The organism is Priestia sp. D3YE.R1, assembly GCF_049199565.1.
GTDB lineage: Bacteria > Bacillota > Bacilli > Bacillales > Bacillaceae_H > Priestia > Priestia aryabhattai.
Genome location: NZ_JBLTHW010000001.1, coordinates 169,751 through 188,175 on the forward strand (window position 1 = coordinate 169,751; position 18,425 = coordinate 188,175).

Below are 18,425 nucleotides of genomic sequence, written 5' to 3' on the forward strand. Positions count from 1 at the left end.
GGTCAGCTTTTTTAATGATTACTTCCATACGTCTTCAGCAATTGAAATCACGTGCTTTACTTTATCCCACTGCTGCTCTTCAGTTAGTAAATTTCCTTCTTCTGTAGAAGCAAATCCGCACTGGGGACTCAAACAAATTTGATCAAGAGAAACAAATTCTGCCGCTTCAGCAATTCGTTTTTTCACTGCTTCAGGATCTTCTAAATCTCCAAATTTTGATGTAATAAGACCAAGGACAATCTGAAGATCATTTCGCTTTACATGTCGAAGAGGTTCGAATCCTCCTGAGCGTTCATCATCAAATTCTAAAAATAGTCCATCTACGTTTAACTGACTGAAAATAGCTTTTGACGCATTTTCATATCCGCCGCTTGCTGTATAAGTAGACTGGAAATTTCCTCTGCAAATATGCATTGTGATAACCATATCATCTGGTTTATGCGCAATGGATTCATTGATCGCATCCGTAAAACGTTTCAGTAATTCTTGGGGCGTAAATCCTTTTGACGCGATTTGTTCTTGTCCTTTTTTTGAGAAAAAGACCGCCCACGCAGTATCATCTAACTGTAAATAGCGGCATCCGGCATCATAAAATGCTTGAATGGCTTTTTGATATGTTTTAACTAAATCAGCAAAAAATACATCCGTATCCGAGTAAGCAGACTTTTCAATATGACCTCTGAAAAACAGCATATTGGGACTTGGAATGGTGAACTTAGCCACGTGTTCTTTTCCAGCCGCTTGATGAAGAAATTTATAATCTTCAATCATAGGGTGTTGATTAAAATCTAGTTTTCCAGTCACTCTTATACCGTGAGCTTTTGTTTGGACCCCGTGAAACTGAATTCCCGACTCTGCTTCGTAAAGTTCTACGCCAACAAGTTCTGATAGAAAGTCAAAGTGCCACCACGCACGGCGAAACTCACCGTCTGTGACGGCTTTTAATCCAATTTGTTTTTGCTTTTCTACGAGCTTACTAATTTCTTCATCTTCAATTGCTCGAAGCTGTTTCTTTGTCATTTCCCCGTTTTCCACTTGTAATCGTGCTTGCTTGATACGCTCGGGACGCAAAAAGCTTCCAACGTGATCTGCTTTGAACGGTCCTTTAGTCAATGTTGTTATCAATTTATACAGCTCCTTAAAAAAATCTAATTTTTATTATATACAAAAAATTCGGATAATGTACAGGGGTAAATCCAATTTTTTATTTATTACGCTGCAGGATGAAAGAGTGATTAGGCAGGAAAGAGAACATTCAATAACGATTGCATCTAAAAAAAGAATGAACTATAATTTTAATTAGAAAATTCTAATTTTTTATTTTTTTGAGGGAGAGGATACGTGTGGAATCCACCGAAAAGATATGGCTTTCTCAATATCCAGAGGAAATATCTGCTGCGCTTCATTATGAACAAAAAAATTTAGCACAGCTTTTTGAAGAAGCAGTTCAAAAAGATCCTAAAAAAAACGCAATCTATTTTCTAGGGAAAAAAATGACGTTTTCCCAGCTGCATCAAGATTCTTTGAAACTGTCATCTTACCTTATTGAATTGGGATTAAAAAAAGGGGATAGAGTAGCCATTATGCTTCCAAATTGCCCTCAAGCTGTCATTTCCTTTTATGCTGTTCTTCTTGCCGGAGGAGTAGTCGTTCAAACAAACCCTTTGTATACGGAAAGAGAGTTAGAGTATCAGCTGAATGATTCAGAAGCGACTATGATTATTGCACTTGATTTGCTATATCCGCGTGTAGTAAAAATGAAAGCGTTAACAAGTATAGAACACGTAGTCATTACCTCTATTCAAGATTATCTCCCATTTCCCAAAAACGTACTCTATCCATTTATTCAGCGCAAACAGCAGAAGATAAGCGTGGATGTGAGTCATACGGAGACTACGCATTTATTTAAACGCATTATAAATGAATCCTCTCCAGCAGTATGTAATGCCGAGGGAATTTCAGACGAAGATATCGCGATTTTACAATACACTGGGGGAACAACAGGTTTTCCAAAAGGAGTTATGCTTACTCATAAAAACTTGGTAGCCAATGCAACGATGTGTTCACATTGGTTATACCGCTGCAAGCATGGAGAAGAAAAAGTGCTTGGAATTATCCCGTTTTTTCACGTGTATGGTTTAACAACGGTTCTTGTTCTATCGGTTTTGCAAAACTACGAGATGGTGCTTCTGCCTAAATTTGATGCAAAAACGACGCTCAAAACCATTCATAAGCAGCAGCCTACTTTATTTCCAGGTGCTCCAACAATTTACATCGCTTTATTAAACCATCCTGATTTAGCAAAATACAACCTATCTTCTATTGATTCATGTATGAGCGGTTCGGCTCCTCTTCCTGTGGAAGTACAGGAGCAGTTTGAAAAGCTCACTGGAGGTAAACTAGTGGAAGGATACGGTTTAACAGAAACTTCTCCTGTTACTCATGCTAATTTTCTTTGGAAAGAGAGAATACCAGGAAGCATAGGAGTGCCTTGGCCAGACACGGAGGCCAAAATTCTCTCGTTTGAAACAGGTAAAGAAGCTGCTGTAAGCGAAGTAGGAGAAATTGCGGTTAAAGGTCCTCAGGTAATGAAAGGATATTGGAAACAGCCTGAAGAAACGGAGGCTGTTATGCGAGACGGATGGTTGCTAACAGGTGATGTTGGCTATATGGATGATAAAGGTTATTTTTATGTAGTAGATCGAAAGAAAGATATTATTATTGCCGGGGGATATAATATCTATCCTCGAGAAGTTGAAGAAGTATTATATGAGCATGAAAAAATTCAAGAAGCTGTAGTGGTAGGTGTTCCTGATCCATATAGAGGAGAAACAGTGAAGGCTTACATTGTATTGAAAAATGGTGTAAGATGTACTGAAGAAGAGTTAAATGAGTTTTCTAGAAAGTATTTAGCCGCTTATAAAGTTCCGCGCCTCTATGAATTTCGAAATGAGCTTCCAAAAACAGCGGTCGGTAAGATTTTGCGACGAGCGCTGATTGAAGAAGAAAATGAAAAGCATAAAAAGGCGACGTAGTCGATCGTCGCCTTTGATTTTTTTTGTTGAAACATAATTGACAGATACTTGCGGTTTCTTTATTATAAAGATATGAATGAATAATCATTCATATTTTAAAGGAGCGTATAAGATTGAGAAGAAATAAGCCAAAGTATAAGCAGATTATCGATGCAGCTGTAGTAGTAATAGCAGAAAACGGATACCACAATGCTCAGGTTTCTAAAATTGCTAAGCAGGCTGGAGTTGCAGACGGTACGATATATTTATATTTTAAAAACAAAGAAGATGTCTTAATTTCCTTATTTCAAGAGAAGATGGGACAATTTGTAGAAAAGATTTATGAAGAACTGGCGGGGATTGAAACCGCGGCAGAAAAACTTCATGTACTAATTGACAAGCATTTTTCGTTTTTAGCGGAGGATCATCATTTAGCTACAGTGACACAGCTCGAACTGCGTCAATCAAACAAAGATTTAAGATTGAAAATTAACGATGTATTAAAAGATTATCTGACTCTCATTGATTCTATTTTACAGACAGGAATCGAAACGGGTGAGTTTTCTGAAAATATAGATGTTCGCCTTGCGCGACAGATGATTTTTGGAACGATTGATGAAACTGTCACAACATGGGTAATGAACGATCATCGATATGGTCTAATAGAATCGGTGGATAAAGTCCATTCCCTGCTGTTAAACGGCTGCAGCGGCTCATAATCGTAAGTGAGCCTGCTGTCCCTTGCGAGGGGAGAAGCGCAAGGTAATGAAAATAGAAAGAAAGGGTGGGGGAAACAAATGGAGATTATACAGGTTGAAACTGTTGATGCCATAAGCTTCATTACGTTGAATAGACAACCTGCTAACGCTTTGTCTCAAGATTTATTAAAAGATCTTTCAAGTGTTTTAAAACATTTAGAAGATAGCAAAGAGACAAGAGTTATCGTCATTAAAGGCGAAGGGAAATTCTTTTGTGCTGGAGCTGATATAAAAGAGTTTACATCACTTCAGCAGGAAAAAGAATACGAGAAGCTTGCTGTTAACGGTCAAGAGCTCTTTGAGTATATTGAAAATTACCCAAAACCAGTTATTGCAGCGATTCATGGAGCTGCCTTAGGCGGAGGATTGGAGCTTGCTATGAGCTGCCATATCCGTTTGGTAACGGAAAATGCTAAGCTGGGCTTGCCTGAGCTTCAGTTAGGAATTATACCAGGGTTTGGAGGTACTCAGCGATTGCCTCGTTATGTAGGAGTTCATAAGGCTTGTGAGATGATGCTGACAAGCGATCCAATATCCGGAATCGAGGCAGTGGAGTTAGGATTGGCAAACGCAGCTTTTGAAGAAAGTCAGCTTATTAATGAAACATTTTTACTTGCTAGAAAAATTGCCAAAAAAAGCCCAATCTCTGTTAAAGCTACCTTGCAGCTGCTTCAGCATGTAAAAACAGATGCTTATTACAGCGGCATCAAAAAAGAAGCGCAGCTTTTTGGAAGCGTATTCAAAAGCCGGGATGCTCAAGAAGGCGTAGCTGCTTTTATTGAAAAGCGCCAGCCTAAATTTTTAGGAAAATAAGCTTAGGAGGGGAATTGAATGAATATTTATGTGTTAGTAAAAAGAACATTCGATACAGAGGAGAAACTTTCTTTAAAAAATGGTCAAATTGTTGAAGATGGAGCTGAATTTATTATTAATCCTTACGATGAGTATGCAGTTGAAGAAGCTATTCAGCTAAAGGAAAAGCATGGCGGGGAGATTACGGTCGTGAGTGTAGGAGGGGAAGAATCAGAAAAAGAACTCCGAACTGCTTTGGCTATGGGAGCAGATAAAGCGGTTTTAATCAACACAGAAGATGACATAGAAGATGGCGATCAGTACACGACTTCTAGGCTGCTGGCACAGTACTTAAAAGAACAATCTCCTGATTTAATCTTGGCAGGAAACGTAGCGATTGATGGAGGTTCGGGCCAAGTGGGACCGCGCGTAGCAGAACAGTTAGAAATTCCTTATATTACGACCATTACAAAATTGGATATCGAAGGTGAAAAAGTGACGGTTGTACGCGATGTGGAAGGTGATTCAGAGGTTATTGAAACGTCGCTTCCTCTTTTAGTAACAGCTCAGCAGGGACTTAATGAGCCTCGCTATCCATCTCTTCCAGGGATTATGAAAGCGAAGAAGAAACCGTTGGTTGAAGTGGAACTGGATGATTTAGATTTAGATGAAGATGATGTAGAAGCAAAAACAAAGACAATTGAAATTTATTTGCCTCCGAAAAAAGATGCAGGACGCGTATTACAAGGAGATATAAAAGATCAAGTACCAGAACTGGTCAATTTACTGCATAAGGAAGCAAAAGTCATTTAATAAGTCAAAAGTCAAAACAATGGGGGTATTGTAATGGGACGCAAAGTGTTAGTTCTAGGAGAAGCACGTGATGGGGGATTACGAAACGTATCGTTTGAAGCGATTTCCGCAGCGTCTACTGTAGCTGACGGAGGAGAAATTGTTGCAGCGTTAGTAGGCAAGGACGTAAAAGCTTTAAGTGAAGAGCTTATTGCGTACGGAGCGAATAAAGTTGTTGTGACGGAGCACGAAGATTTAGCTGCTTACACATCGGATGGTTACGCTCAGGCGTTATTAGCCATCATTGAAAGTGAACAGCCTGAAGCTATCGTATTTGGCCATACGGCTCTTGGCAAAGATTTAGCGCCAAAGCTGGCAGCCCGCTTAGACAAAGGACTTATCTCCGATGTGACGGATGTAGAAGTGGGAGGGGATCAAGTAGTCTTCACTCGCCCAATTTATTCTGGTAAAGCATTTGAAAAGAAAATCATGACCGATGCTTTTACGTTTGTCACGATTCGTCCAAATAATATTTCACCGCTTGCAAAAGATGAGGGACGTACAGGCGATGTAGAGGATTTAAATGTTGAAATTAAAAACCTGCGTACCGTTGTAAAAGAAGTTGTACGCAAAGCAACGCAAGGAGTTGATTTATCCGAAGCAAAAGTCGTGATTGCAGGTGGTCGAGGTGTAAAAAGCACGGAAGGTTTTGGACCTCTCCAAGAACTAGCGGACGTGTTAAATGGAGCTGTTGGAGCGTCTCGAGGAGCGTGCGATGCAGATTACTGCGACTATTCTCTTCAAATCGGTCAGACGGGCAAAGTAGTCACACCAGATTTATATATTGCCTGCGGAATTTCAGGTGCTATTCAGCATTTGGCCGGCATGTCAAATTCAAAAATTATTGTTGCAATCAATAAAGATCCTGAAGCGAACATTTTTAAAGTAGCTGACTACGGAATCGTTGGAGATTTATTTGAAGTAGTGCCTCTGCTAACGGAAGAATTTAAAAAGCTGAAAGTACAGTCTGCGTAAATAGTAAAAGAGGCTAGGACAAACGTATTTTTGTTGAAGGAAGATCCGAACGATTAATCGTTCGGATTTTTTCATGGACGTAGTTGCTTTTAGCTGGTGATTGGAGGGCAAGGCGAAGAAGTCTTGCACGGAAATCAACAGCGGTGGAACAAGTGATTTGTACGAGCTTATTTATCCAATCTTATTTATCCAATCTTATTTATCCAATCTGTTCGCTTTTAGATTCGGTTGATTTAGTTAGGTCTCAATCTCTTTTATTACGTGGAAAACGAAATTTTCTACGCATATTTTTAGGCAAATTGTACAAACTAGAGCGGAGAATAAACAGTATAAATGTAAGCAAAAAGTTAGCAAACCTTATTTGAAGGTGATATACTGTGAGTAGAATTTGGATATTGCATATATTTAGGAGGAATTAAAATGGCTATTGCACATGCTACAGATAAAAACTTTACAGATGAAATTAAATCAGGCCTAGTGCTTGTTGACTTTTGGGCACCATGGTGCGGACCTTGTAAAATGATCGCTCCAGTTCTTGAAGAAATTGATGGCGAACTTAACGATAAAGTTAAAATCGTAAAAGTAGACGTTGATGAAAACCAAGAAACAGCTGGAAAATTTGGTGTTATGAGTATCCCAACTTTAGTATTGTTCAAAGATGGAGAGAAAGTTGATCAAGTAGTTGGTTTCCAACCGAAAGAAGCATTAACAGAATTAATTAATAAACACGCGTAAGTCAAAACCTAACCTAGCTCAGGCTAGGTTTTTTTCTTTTTCTCCACTTTTTCTCTTTTGGGAATACTTTTATTTAGCGAATATGCGTTCGTTTGTTTTATACTAGATGTAAGGAACACTGCCATAAATCCGGCTTATGTACATGTATTAAGACAGGAAAGAATGTAGGTTACGCTTCATAAGCGATTGTATAGATGGACAGAGTAAGAGAAGAGGAAGGAGAAAAGTATGAACGATTATTTAAAAGAAAAGCTGGCTATTTTACCGGATCAGCCCGGCTGTTACTTGATGAAAGATAAATATGGAACGGTCATTTACGTAGGAAAAGCAAAAGTATTAAAAAATCGAGTACGCTCCTACTTTACCGGATCTCATGACGGAAAGACGCTTCGACTTGTAAACGACATTGTCGATTTTGAATATATCGTCACATCTTCTAATTTAGAAGCGCTTATTTTAGAAATGAATTTAATCAAAAAGCATGATCCAAAATACAATATCATGCTTAAAGATGATAAGGGCTATCCTTTTATTAAGATTACAGCTGAAAAACAGCCCCGACTTGTTATTACAAGAAAAATAAAAAAAGATAAAGGAAAATACTTTGGTCCTTATCCTAACGTTCAAGCTGCAAATGAAACAAAGCGGCTTCTTGATCGCATTTATCCGTTAAGAAAGTGCTCCACTATGCCAGACAGACCTTGTTTGTATTACCATATCGGGCAATGTCTAGCTCCTTGCGTAAAAGAAGTAAAAGAAGAGCAAAACAAACAAATTATTGAAAATATCACGCGGTTTTTGAATGGTGGATATGAGCATGTCAAAACAGAGTTAACTGAAAAAATGCTAAAAGCTTCAGAAGAGCTCGACTTTGAGCGGGCTAAAGAATACCGAGATCAAATTACTCATATCGAAGCGACAATGGAAAAGCAAAAAGTAACGTTTAATGATTTTGTTAATCGAGATGTGTTTGGCTATTCTTATGATAAAGGCTGGATGTGTGTTCAAGTTTTCTTTATTCGCCAAGGGAAATTAATTGAACGAGAAGTTTCTATGTTTCCTTTTTATAAAGAGCCAGAAGAAGATTTCTTAACTTTTATCGGTCAGTTTTATGCCAAAAATATTAAGCCAAAAGAAGTGATGGTTCCAGCAACGATTGATGCAGAGTTAGCTGAGAAATTAGTAGAAGTAGAGGTTCAGCATCCAAAGCGAGGCAAAAAGAAAGAATTAGTGGAACTTGCGTGTAAAAATGCAAAAATTGCGCTCGGTGAAAAATTCTATTTAATTGAACGAGATGAAGAGCGCACGGTTGGCGCAGTTGAACGGTTAGGAGAAGAGCTTGGAATTGCCGCTCCTTATCGGATTGAAGCATTTGATAACTCAAATATTCAAGGAACAGACCCCGTTTCTGCGATGATTGTTTTTGTTGATGGGAAACCGGAAAAGAAAGAATATCGCAAATATAAAATTAAGACCGTAAAGGGACCAGATGATTACAGTTCCATGAGAGAAGTCGTTCGCAGACGGTATTCCAGAGCGTTAAAAGAAGGTCTTCCGCTTCCGGATTTAATTGTTGTAGATGGAGGCAAAGGGCATTTAGCTGCAGTACAGGACGTTCTCGAAAATGAATTGGGACTTTTAGTGCCTACAGCAGGTCTTGTCAAAGATGATAAGCACAGAACCTCCAACCTGATGATTGGTGAGCCTCCTCAAATCATACCGCTTGAACGCAATAGTCAAGAATTTTATTTGCTTCAGCGAATTCAAGATGAAGTTCACCGCTTTGCGATTACCTTCCACCGTCAAGTGCGGTCTAAGTCCGCTTTTCAGTCAGTTCTGGACGACATTCCGGGAGTGGGAGAAAAGCGTAAAAAAGCTTTGTTAAAGCATTTTGGTTCGGTGAAAAAATTGAAAGAAGCAACGGTTGAAGATATTCGAAATTCAGGTGTTCCTCAAAACATTGCTGAAAAAATTTATGAAACATTGCAAAAATAGTCTTGAAATAATAGAAAATATTTGATAAGCTATTAACTAATTTCATACGACACTTCATCAAATGAAGTGAAGATAGAGGTGCAAATTTAATCAGTACGTATCAGGAAGGGTATGAGCCCTTATGAATGATGCGGAAAGGGAAATTTGCCGAAGTGAACATTACCTCATAGTAATGATTGCTGGTTCTGCGTTGAATAAACGTAGGATTGTCAAGATGTAGATTCTTGGAGAGCTATCTCACGGCAGTGGACGGTTATGTTTATAATTTTCGTTCGTTAAGCAATGAGAGCTCATCTCATTGCTTTTTTTATTGTCTGAGTAAAAAAATTTAGCTTCTCATCATCCTGCATATGCAAATTTATTGAAAAGGAATGAACAAAATTATGGCATTAATCGTTCAAAAATTTGGTGGAACATCTGTTGGTTCTGTTGAACGTATTCAACATGTAGCAAACCGTGTTATTCAAGAAGCAGAGCGCGGTAACCAAGTAGTTGTTGTTGTATCGGCAATGGGCAAAACCACAGATGCACTGGTGAAATTAGCAAGTGATATTACGGACAGTCCAAGTAAACGCGAAATGGATATGCTTCTTACAACTGGAGAACAAGTAACGATTTCCCTGTTAACCATGGCTCTTCAATGCAAAGGTCATGAAGCAACTTCGCTAACAGGTTGGCAAGCTGGTATCCAGACGGAAGCAGTTCACAGCAATGCACGAATCCAGCGCATTGACACGACTCGTATTCAAAGCCAATTAGATAGAGGGCGAATCGTAGTAGTAGCTGGATTCCAAGGCTGTTCAGAAAATGGGAGCATTACGACATTAGGTCGAGGCGGCTCTGACACGACGGCAGTAGCTCTTGCTGCAGCATTAAAAGCTGCAAAATGTGATATTTATACAGACGTAACAGGAGTGTTTACGACAGATCCGCGCTACGTAGAAGATGCTCGTAAACTTTACTCTATTTCATATGATGAAATGTTAGAATTAGCCAATTTAGGAGCAGGGGTGCTGCATCCGCGCGCTGTTGAGTTTGCAAAAAATTATCAGGTACCGCTAGAAGTGCGTTCAAGCTTAGAAAACGAGAATGGAACGATTGTTGAGGAGGAAGTTTCAATGGAACAAAACTTAGTCGTAAGAGGAATTGCGTTTGAAGATAATATTTCACGGGTGACAATTGAAGGGTTGAACAACGAGTTACAAACTCTTTCTACTATTTTTACAGCATTAGCAAAAGAACAGTTAAATGTGGATATTATTATTCAAAACGTAACGGCTAATAATCGTTTATCCATCTCGTTTTCTATTAAAACCGTAGATGTAGAAGCTGCTCTTGCTGTCTTAAAGGAGTATAAATCTACTTTAGGATATACGCGTATTGAACATGAAAGCGGGCTGGCTAAAGTATCGATTGTTGGATCTGGCATGATTTCTAATCCAGGTGTTGCAGCCGAAATGTTTGAAGTGCTGGCAGGAGAGAAAATTGAAGTGAAGATGGTCAGCACGTCTGAAATTAAAGTATCTACAGTTGTACCGCATGCTGATATGGTAAAAGCTGTTGAGACGCTTCACGTAGCATTTGAACTAGAAGAGCAGCAGGCAGTGCAAGTATAAAGAAAAGAAAAAGACGTGGTATCTCCACGTCTTTTATATATACGTATTTTTTACTTTTTATAACGCTCCGCACGTGTTTCGGTAGGTAAGATATCTTTTCGGTCCCACTGCACGGAAATCAGCACTTTTCCGTTCTTTTCTTTAGGTGTTAAGTAGGCTTCTGTTAGGCAGTTGTTTTGACGCTGAATCTGTTCAGCCACAAATCCTGACTCAAGATGAAACGAACAAGTTTCCTGCTGAAATCTTTTGCTGACCACATCACCTGATAATTCAAGCTCTAGTGAATATTTATCTTTTTTGGCAAGCGTCAGTGTTCCCCAGGAAGCGGCTTTAAAAAAAGCGACGATTTCATCCATTGTATTTAATGGATATTTACGCGCAAGGTGTTTTCCTGCCCAGTATGAGATGGTATTCGTTTCGTCTCCAAGAAGCTCTGGAATTAACACATCACGCAAAAGGCTGTATCCGAAATATGGAACGTGATCAAGAGCTCTCTCTGTTTCAGCTGCGACATTAGGTTCTGATGTTTCCATCGTCTCTTCAAGTTCTTGCTGTGATTCTGTTTGTAAATTGCTCATGCTTTCCCCTCTTTCTTTACTACTATTATATACAAATCTAAAAAACCTCTCACGCATTTTTTTAATAAAATGTAAGAGGAACTTTATTATGGTAAAAAGAGTTAGATGTAAAGATGTAAAAACCATAAAATACCTTTTAAAAGGGTACTTTTACCTGTGTAAATGTTTTGTGAACTTGTTTACAATAAAAGTACAAAGTAAACGCTTACTTAATTGTGGCAAGCGATACTATAATAGAAAGAAAAAATCTTTAACATCAATTCAGTAAGCGTTAACAAATATAAAATTTTATAAATTTATATTTTATAGAAGATTTAAACATCTTGCCTTGACGCTCTTAATCGATGGGAGTAAAATTAACCTGTCACATACTTTATTAGGAAATGCAAAGGTTTTCATTTCCTGTATTCACGATTAATCTATTTGTCTAGTGGGAGTAAGAAAGTTCTTCACAAACTATGTTCATTTAACTAAGGGGGGTCTACGCAGATGGCGGCAAACAGAGAGTTTCAATATCGGAGAATCCATTCACTACTTGGAGTAATACCAATCGGGATTTTCTTAACACAGCATTTAGTTGTGAATCATTTCGCGACAAAGGGAGAAGAATCATTTAATCAAGCAGCTCACTTCATGGAGAGCTTACCTTTCCGCTATGCTCTAGAAATTTTCATTATTTTCTTACCAATTGTTTTTCACGCAATATACGGTCTTTACATCGCATTCACTGCTAAAACAAACGTTAACAACTATGGATTTTTCCGTAACTGGATGTTTATCCTTCAGCGTGTTTCAGGTGTAATCACACTTATCTTCATCACATGGCACGTATGGGAAACCAGAATACAAGCTGCGCTTGGAAAAGAAGTAGATTTTCAAATGATGGAACGAATTTTAAGCAACCCAGCAATGCTTGCATTCTACATAGTTGGTGTTGTATCTACAATCTTCCACTTTGCAAACGGTCTATGGTCATTTGGAGTTAGCTGGGGGTTAACTGTAACACCACGTTCTCAAAGAATTTCAACTTATGTGACATTAGCAATCTTCTTAGCACTTACATTCGTAGGTGTTCGTACATTATTCGCATTTGCATAAAATTAAGGTTTTGAAGGAGTGGGGTTCCGATGAGTAACGGAAAAATCATCGTAGTCGGTGGCGGTTTAGCTGGCTTGATGGCAACAATAAAAATTGCTGAGTCTGGCAAGCAAGTAGATTTATTTTCACTAGTTCCGGTAAAAAGATCTCACTCAGTTTGCGCTCAAGGTGGAATCAACGGGGCCGTAAATACAAAAGGTGAAGGAGATTCACCATGGGAACACTTTGATGACACAGTGTATGGCGGAGACTTTTTAGCCAACCAGCCACCTGTAAAAGCAATGTGTGAAGCAGCTCCTGGTATTATTCACTTACTTGACCGTATGGGTGTAATGTTTAACCGTACTCCTGAGGGTTTGTTAGACTTCAGACGATTTGGCGGTACCCAGCATCACCGTACGGCTTTTGCTGGAGCAACAACTGGTCAACAATTATTGTACGCATTAGATGAGCAGGTTCGTCGCTATGAAGTTGCCGGACTTGTGACAAAGTACGAAGGATGGGAATTCTTAGGTGCTGTTCTTGACGATGAGCGCAGCTGTCGCGGAATTTCTGCACAAAATTTAAAATCAATGGAAATTAAAACATTCCCAGCTGACGCGGTTATTATGGCTACAGGTGGACCTGGGATTGTCTTTGGAAAATCGACGAACTCAGTTATTAATACAGGTTCAGCGGCATCTATCGTGTATCAGCAAGGTGCATACTATTCAAACGGAGAGTTTATTCAAATTCATCCAACTGCTATCCCGGGAGATGACAAGCTTCGTCTTATGAGTGAATCTGCTCGTGGAGAAGGCGGACGCGTTTGGACATATAAAGACGGTAAGCCTTGGTATTTCTTAGAGGAAAAATATCCTGCATACGGTAACTTAGTACCTCGTGATATTGCAACTCGTGAAATTTTCGACGTCTGCGTAGCGCAGAAGTTAGGAATTAACGGAGAGAACATGGTTTATCTGGACCTTTCACATAAAGATCCAAAAGAGCTAGACATTAAACTTGGAGGTATCATTGAAATCTATGAAAAATTCATGGGTGATGATCCGCGCAAGGTACCAATGAAAATTTTCCCAGCCGTACACTATTCAATGGGCGGTTTATGGGTAGATTACGATCAAATGACAAATATTCCTGGCTTATTTGCAGCTGGTGAGTGCGATTATTCACAGCACGGAGCGAACCGTTTAGGAGCAAACTCATTATTATCAGCTATTTATGGTGGTATGGTTGCCGGTCCTAAAGCCGTTGAATACATCAATGGTTTAGAAAAGAGCGCAGATGCTATTTCTTCAAGCGTATATGATCGTCATGTGAAAGAAGAAGAAGAGAAATGGAACAACATCATGAATCTTCAAGGTACAGAAAATGCATACGTTCTTCATAAAGAGCTAGGGGAATGGATGACTGACAACGTGACAGTCGTACGATACAATGACAAACTGTTAAAAACAGATGAAAAGATTCAAGAATTAATTGAACGCTATGATCGTATCAACATTAATGACACGGCTAAATGGAGTAATCAAGCCGCAACATTTACTCGTCAGCTGCAAAACATGCTTCAGCTTTCACGTGTTGTAACGCTAGGAGCTTACAACCGTAACGAAAGTCGCGGTGCTCATTATAAGCCGGATTTCCCAGATCGTAATGATGAAGAATTCTTAAAAACAACAATGGCATCTTTCGTTGATAAGAAAACGGCTCCTTCTTTCCATTATGAAGAGGTAGACGTATCGTTAATCAAACCGCGTAAGCGCGACTACACAAAGAAAAAAGATGAAAAACCAAAAAAACAACAAGAGGGGGTTCGTTAATCAATGAGTGAACAACAAACAGTCCAAAAGACAGTGCGCTTCATTATTACACGTCAAGATTCAGCTGAATCTGCTCCTTACAATCAGGAGTTTGAAATTCCGTATCGTCCGAATATGAACGTTATTTCAGCACTGATGGAAATCAGACGTAACCCTGTTGATGCTTCAGGTAAAGAGGTTGCTCCGATAAACTGGGAAATGAACTGTTTAGAGGAAGTATGCGGAGCCTGTTCAATGGTTATCAACGGTAAACCTCGTCAGTCATGTACAGCTCTTGTTGATAAACTAGAACAGCCAATTCGCTTACAGCCAATGAAAACATTCCCTGTTGTTCGTGACTTGCAGGTAGACCGCAGCCGTATGTTTGATTCACTAAAAAAAGTAAAAGCCTGGGTTCCAATCGATGGCACATACGATTTAGGACCAGGACCGCGTATGCCAGAAAAGAAACGTCAGTGGGCGTATGAGTTATCCAAGTGTATGACATGCGGCGTTTGCTTAGAAGCTTGTCCAAACGTAAACGACAAGTCAAACTTCATCGGTCCAGCACCGCTTTCTCAAGTTCGCTTGTTTAATGCCCATCCAACCGGTGCGTTAAATAAAGGAGAACGTTTAGAGACGATTATGGGTGATGGAGGGCTAGCGAACTGCGGAAACTCTCAAAACTGCGTTCAATCATGTCCAAAAGGAATTCCATTGACTACTTCAATCGCAGCTTTGAACCGCGACACAACCATTCAAGCATTCAGAAGTTTCTTTGGTAGCGATCAAGTATAATCACTCAAAACCTCTCCAAGCGGAGAGGTTTTATTTTGTCTATGACGAATGGAGGAATTACAGATGAATAATATTTCGTATATTGAAGACATGGATCACTGGAAAGAGTCATTTTCGTTTAAGCAGAAAATTAAGGTAAGATTTTCGGAAACAGATATGTTTGGACATTTAAATAATACGGTTCCTTTTGTTTATTTTGAACAAATACGTACGGAATTCTTTCATCATATTGGCTTTATGCAAAAGTGGACGAGTGAGCATGAAGGAACAATACCGGTGGTGGCTGATTTGCAGTGCGACTATATCAAACAAGTGTATTTCGGCGATATGCTAGCTGTTTTTGTAAAGGCCCATAAAATCGGACGTTCGTCGGTTGATTTACACTATATGATTCAAAATGAGCAAAGGGAGGTTGTACTCACGGGGAGAGGAACAATGGTGCAAATTTCTAAAGAAACAGGAAAAAGCGTGCCTTGGAATGAAGAGATGAAAAGGTGTTTATCGAATATATGAAAATGGCTTGAAGGCTCTTTCTTCAGGCTTTTTTTCTTTTTTAAAGGTAAAAAGAGTTTTTTGCATATTTTTTCTAAAACTAGTAACCGCGTAGGCATAACGCACATAAGATATGTTGACTAAATTTACACCCATCCGATAGTTCAACTCAGGATCAGGCAAGGAGGGTTACATTGAAAGAAAAAGAGTTTCAACCTAAACCGCTACTTACAAAGCGTGAACGAGAAGTATTCGAGCTTTTAGTACAGGACAAAACAACAAAAGAAATCGCGAGTGAACTATTCATTAGCGAAAAAACAGTTCGAAATCATATTTCTAATGCGATGCAAAAGCTTGGAGTCAAGGGGCGTTCTCAAGCAGTCGTAGAACTCCTTCGAATGGGAGAACTTGAACTATAACATGAGCTGGCTTTCTTCTTAGAAAGCCAGCTTTTTGTATATTTCTTTAAGTGGCGCATATGTATCTAGAAAGAATGACGTTAAGAAAATATTATAAAAAAGGTAAATCTTTATAAAAAAAACTTATTGCTTGAAATTGAATTTCAGAGTACGTATACTTTTAAGTAAGGAGATACTACTTCAAAAGAAAGAGAGGTGAGATGATGAAAAATGTATGGTTAGGCGTATTATTATGCATGATATTCTGTTTGCCTTTTGCGAGTTTGCCAGATAAATTTATTGATAACGACTTTGAAAAAGTAAAGGTCACAAAAAGTTCGGTTCAGCATTACACGGATATCGTGCACATGTCTCCAGGAGCTAAGCACAGCGTCAAACAAATAGGATCTCTCATACAAAGTGTGATAGTAACTTTTGCTTTAGTATGGGTGAGTGCCAAACTCATCATTCCGACGCATCAAATTGCGTATTTTATCCTCAAAAAAACACTTTTTTATCCAAAAATCTTTCAATCAAGTTACCTCAATTAAATAAAAAAGGTTGAAATTTCCACAGCCTTTTCTTCGAACCTAAAATTACCAACTATTCTTAGGCTTATTTGCTATGCAAATAACGCGACAAAATTAAAAAATTCTTCTTAAAAACTTTATAGGAGTGATCATTCAATGATGATTAAAGAAACCGAATTGCCAGGAATCGGCCGTAAATTTGAAATTGAGACAAGTGGAGGAAACCGCGTAGTCGTTATCATTCATGATGATGGACGACGTGAAATCTATCATTTCGATCAAAAAGATTTAGAAGAAAGCATTTTTGATATTATGTTAACAGATACGGAATCAAGACAGCTAGCTGCAATTTTAGGCGGCATGATTTACAAGCCAAAAGCAATGGAAACCATTGAAGTGGCATTCAATGACTTAGTTATTGAATGGTATAAAGTTGAAAAACAGGCGAAAGCTCACAGTAAAACAATTGGTGAAATTGACGTTCGCAGCAACTATGATGTCACTATCATCGCCGTCATTAAAAACACGCAAAAAAAATTATCAACTCCAGGACCAGATACGTTGATAGAAGAAGGAGATACGCTTGTTATCTCTGGAGAACGAGGGAATTTAAAAACGCTCATTAAAGAATTGCTTTCACAAGGAGGTAGTTCATAATTGGATCATTTAGTATTTGAAGTTGGGACAGCTTTGTTACTAGTCGCTTTAGCGGCTATACTAGCACATAAATTTAAATTTACGATTATTCCATTCCTCATTCTGCTGGGCATGGCGGTTGGTCCCCATGCTCCTGAGGTTGGCTCATTCAGTTTAAAGTTTATTGAAAGCCAAGAGATTATTGAATTTATGGGGAGAATTGGAGTTCTCTTTTTACTATTTTATTTAGGATTAGAATTTTCAGTTGGAAAGTTAATTAAATCAGGCAGGTCCATAGCAGTGGGAGGATCTATTTATATTTTAATTAACTTCACTTTAGGATTATTGTATGGATACCTGACAGGAAATCCTTTTCTTGAAGTGCTGATTATCGCAGGAATTATTACGATTTCGTCCAGTGCAATTGTCGCAAAAGTATTGGTTGATTTAAAACGAACAGCGAATCCAGAAACGGAACTGATATTAGGGATCATTATGTTTGAAGATATTTTCTTAGCCGTTTATCTTTCTGTCGTTTCAGGATTAGTGCTTGGAGACCACGGATCGCTTGCTGGATCTTTAACATCTATTTTAATTGCGTTTGGCTATATGATGCTGTTCTTTATCATTGCTCGAAAAGCCACGCCGCTACTAAATAAACTTTTAAATATTTCATCAAACGAAATCTTTATAATCGTCGTTTTTGCGGTATTGTTTTTTGTGGCAGGCTTCTCTGAAACAATTCACGTGGCAGAAGCAATTGGTGCGTTATTGCTTGGACTTGTATTTTCTGAAACGGAACATCGCGATCGGATTGAACATCTTGTCGTACCGTTTCGTGATTTCTTTGGAGCTATCTTTTTCTTCAGCTTCGGGTTAAGTATTGATCCTCTTACGCTGTGGGATGCAGGATGGCTTGCGCTTGGCGCAGTTGCGCTTACGATCATTGGTAACTTTACAGCCGGTATGATTTCAGGAAGAAAAAGCGGGCTGTCACACAAGGCCTCTACCAACATTGGGTTAACGATTATGTCACGAGGCGAGTTTTCGATCATTATGGCTAACATTGGAATTGAAGGAGGATTATCCGCAATTCTTCAGCCATTCGCCGCGCTTTATGTATTGATTTTAGCTATTATTGGCCCTTTGTTAACGAAGGAGTCTAAGCATATATACGGATTTTTAAACTCAGTATTTAAATGGAAAAAGCCAAATCCTCAAGAATCAAAGTGATAAAATATATAAAACACAGTTGACAAATAGGATTAATATGATAAAATTCAAAATAATCCAATAACAAATCAGTTAAATATAGCAATGGGCTGATCGGCCAACCGAAAGCTCCTACCTTTTTCAGGTAGG

Annotated in this window: 18 protein-coding genes and 1 riboswitch; of the genes, 16 read left to right on the forward strand and 2 right to left on the reverse strand. The window is 38.7% G+C overall.

The features are described from left to right. Positions 1 to 18: 18 nt before the first annotated feature. Positions 19 to 1,125, reverse strand: a complete 1,107-nt coding sequence (locus ACOZIR_RS00870; protein WP_045291141.1) for a 5-methyltetrahydropteroyltriglutamate--homocysteine S-methyltransferase — start codon at positions 1,123 to 1,125, stop codon at positions 19 to 21. A 218-nt stretch (positions 1,126 to 1,343) separates the two neighbouring features. On the opposite strand from ACOZIR_RS00870, the gene ACOZIR_RS00875 reads away from it, so the two are divergent. From ACOZIR_RS00875 to ACOZIR_RS00910, 8 genes are all read left to right on the forward strand, one after another. Then, positions 1,344 to 3,035: an AMP-binding protein gene (locus ACOZIR_RS00875; RefSeq protein ID WP_310878321.1), complete on the forward strand. Its 1,692-nt coding sequence runs from the start codon at positions 1,344 to 1,346 to the stop codon at positions 3,033 to 3,035. A gap of 113 nt (positions 3,036 to 3,148) precedes the next feature. Next, a complete protein-coding gene (locus ACOZIR_RS00880; protein ID WP_045291137.1) occupies positions 3,149 to 3,733 on the forward strand; it encodes a TetR/AcrR family transcriptional regulator in 585 nt (194 codons plus the stop codon). Positions 3,734 to 3,811: 78 nt separating this feature from the next. Further along, entirely contained in the window at positions 3,812 to 4,585 is a 774-nt protein-coding gene (locus tag ACOZIR_RS00885) for an enoyl-CoA hydratase (protein ID WP_045291135.1), read from the forward strand. Between the two features lie 18 nt (positions 4,586 to 4,603). After that, positions 4,604 to 5,377, forward strand: coding sequence for an electron transfer flavoprotein subunit beta/FixA family protein (locus tag ACOZIR_RS00890; protein WP_421535492.1), 774 nt, complete (start codon positions 4,604 to 4,606; stop codon positions 5,375 to 5,377). Positions 5,378 to 5,410: 33 nt separating this feature from the next. After that, the gene (locus tag ACOZIR_RS00895) at positions 5,411 to 6,391 is read left to right on the forward strand and encodes an electron transfer flavoprotein subunit alpha/FixB family protein (protein WP_013085165.1); all 981 of its coding nucleotides are present in this window, start codon (positions 5,411 to 5,413) and stop codon (positions 6,389 to 6,391) included. A gap of 420 nt (positions 6,392 to 6,811) precedes the next feature. After that, on the forward strand, positions 6,812 to 7,126 hold the full coding sequence (gene trxA, locus ACOZIR_RS00900; protein WP_013059404.1) for a thioredoxin: 315 nt from the start codon (positions 6,812 to 6,814) through the stop codon (positions 7,124 to 7,126). A 228-nt stretch (positions 7,127 to 7,354) separates the two neighbouring features. Beyond that, positions 7,355 to 9,121, forward strand: coding sequence for an excinuclease ABC subunit UvrC (gene uvrC, locus ACOZIR_RS00905; RefSeq protein WP_340141691.1), 1,767 nt, complete (start codon positions 7,355 to 7,357; stop codon positions 9,119 to 9,121). Between the two features lie 65 nt (positions 9,122 to 9,186). Then, a riboswitch (Lysine riboswitch) is annotated at positions 9,187 to 9,364 on the forward strand. 140 nt (positions 9,365 to 9,504) lie between these two features. Then, complete coding sequence (locus ACOZIR_RS00910) at positions 9,505 to 10,737, forward strand: aspartate kinase (protein ID WP_045291133.1); 1,233 nt, start codon at positions 9,505 to 9,507, stop codon at positions 10,735 to 10,737. Positions 10,738 to 10,787: 50 nt separating this feature from the next. Here the strand turns inward: ACOZIR_RS00910 and ACOZIR_RS00915 are convergent, their stop codons facing one another. After that, complete coding sequence (locus tag ACOZIR_RS00915) at positions 10,788 to 11,315, reverse strand: YslB family protein (protein WP_045291131.1); 528 nt, start codon at positions 11,313 to 11,315, stop codon at positions 10,788 to 10,790. Positions 11,316 to 11,804: 489 nt separating this feature from the next. Here ACOZIR_RS00915 and ACOZIR_RS00920 point away from each other — a divergent pair, with 489 nt between their 5' ends. From ACOZIR_RS00920 to ACOZIR_RS00955, 8 genes are all read left to right on the forward strand, one after another. Further along, positions 11,805 to 12,413: a succinate dehydrogenase cytochrome b558 subunit gene (locus ACOZIR_RS00920; protein WP_013059400.1), complete on the forward strand. Its 609-nt coding sequence runs from the start codon at positions 11,805 to 11,807 to the stop codon at positions 12,411 to 12,413. 29 nt (positions 12,414 to 12,442) lie between these two features. Next, positions 12,443 to 14,230 carry a succinate dehydrogenase flavoprotein subunit gene (gene sdhA / locus ACOZIR_RS00925; protein WP_013059399.1) on the forward strand — a complete coding sequence of 596 codons (1,788 nt, stop codon included), beginning with the start codon at positions 12,443 to 12,445 and terminating at the stop codon, positions 14,228 to 14,230. A 3-nt stretch (positions 14,231 to 14,233) separates the two neighbouring features. Beyond that, positions 14,234 to 15,007, forward strand: a complete 774-nt coding sequence (gene sdhB, locus ACOZIR_RS00930) for a succinate dehydrogenase iron-sulfur subunit (RefSeq protein ID WP_013059398.1) — start codon at positions 14,234 to 14,236, stop codon at positions 15,005 to 15,007. 63 nt (positions 15,008 to 15,070) lie between these two features. Further along, positions 15,071 to 15,520 carry an acyl-CoA thioesterase gene (locus ACOZIR_RS00935; protein ID WP_045291129.1) on the forward strand — a complete coding sequence of 150 codons (450 nt, stop codon included), beginning with the start codon at positions 15,071 to 15,073 and terminating at the stop codon, positions 15,518 to 15,520. Positions 15,521 to 15,693: 173 nt separating this feature from the next. Continuing rightward, a complete protein-coding gene (gene gerE, locus ACOZIR_RS00940) occupies positions 15,694 to 15,918 on the forward strand; it encodes a spore germination transcription factor GerE (protein WP_013059396.1) in 225 nt (74 codons plus the stop codon). 200 nt (positions 15,919 to 16,118) lie between these two features. Further along, positions 16,119 to 16,448: a hypothetical protein gene (locus ACOZIR_RS00945; RefSeq protein ID WP_237758410.1), complete on the forward strand. Its 330-nt coding sequence runs from the start codon at positions 16,119 to 16,121 to the stop codon at positions 16,446 to 16,448. Between the two features lie 135 nt (positions 16,449 to 16,583). Next, a complete protein-coding gene (locus ACOZIR_RS00950; RefSeq protein ID WP_421535493.1) occupies positions 16,584 to 17,084 on the forward strand; it encodes a cation:proton antiporter regulatory subunit in 501 nt (166 codons plus the stop codon). After that, on the forward strand, positions 17,085 to 18,296 hold the full coding sequence (locus tag ACOZIR_RS00955; RefSeq protein ID WP_328120107.1) for a cation:proton antiporter: 1,212 nt from the start codon (positions 17,085 to 17,087) through the stop codon (positions 18,294 to 18,296). It begins immediately after the preceding gene. The last annotated feature ends 129 nt before the right edge of the window (positions 18,297 to 18,425 follow it).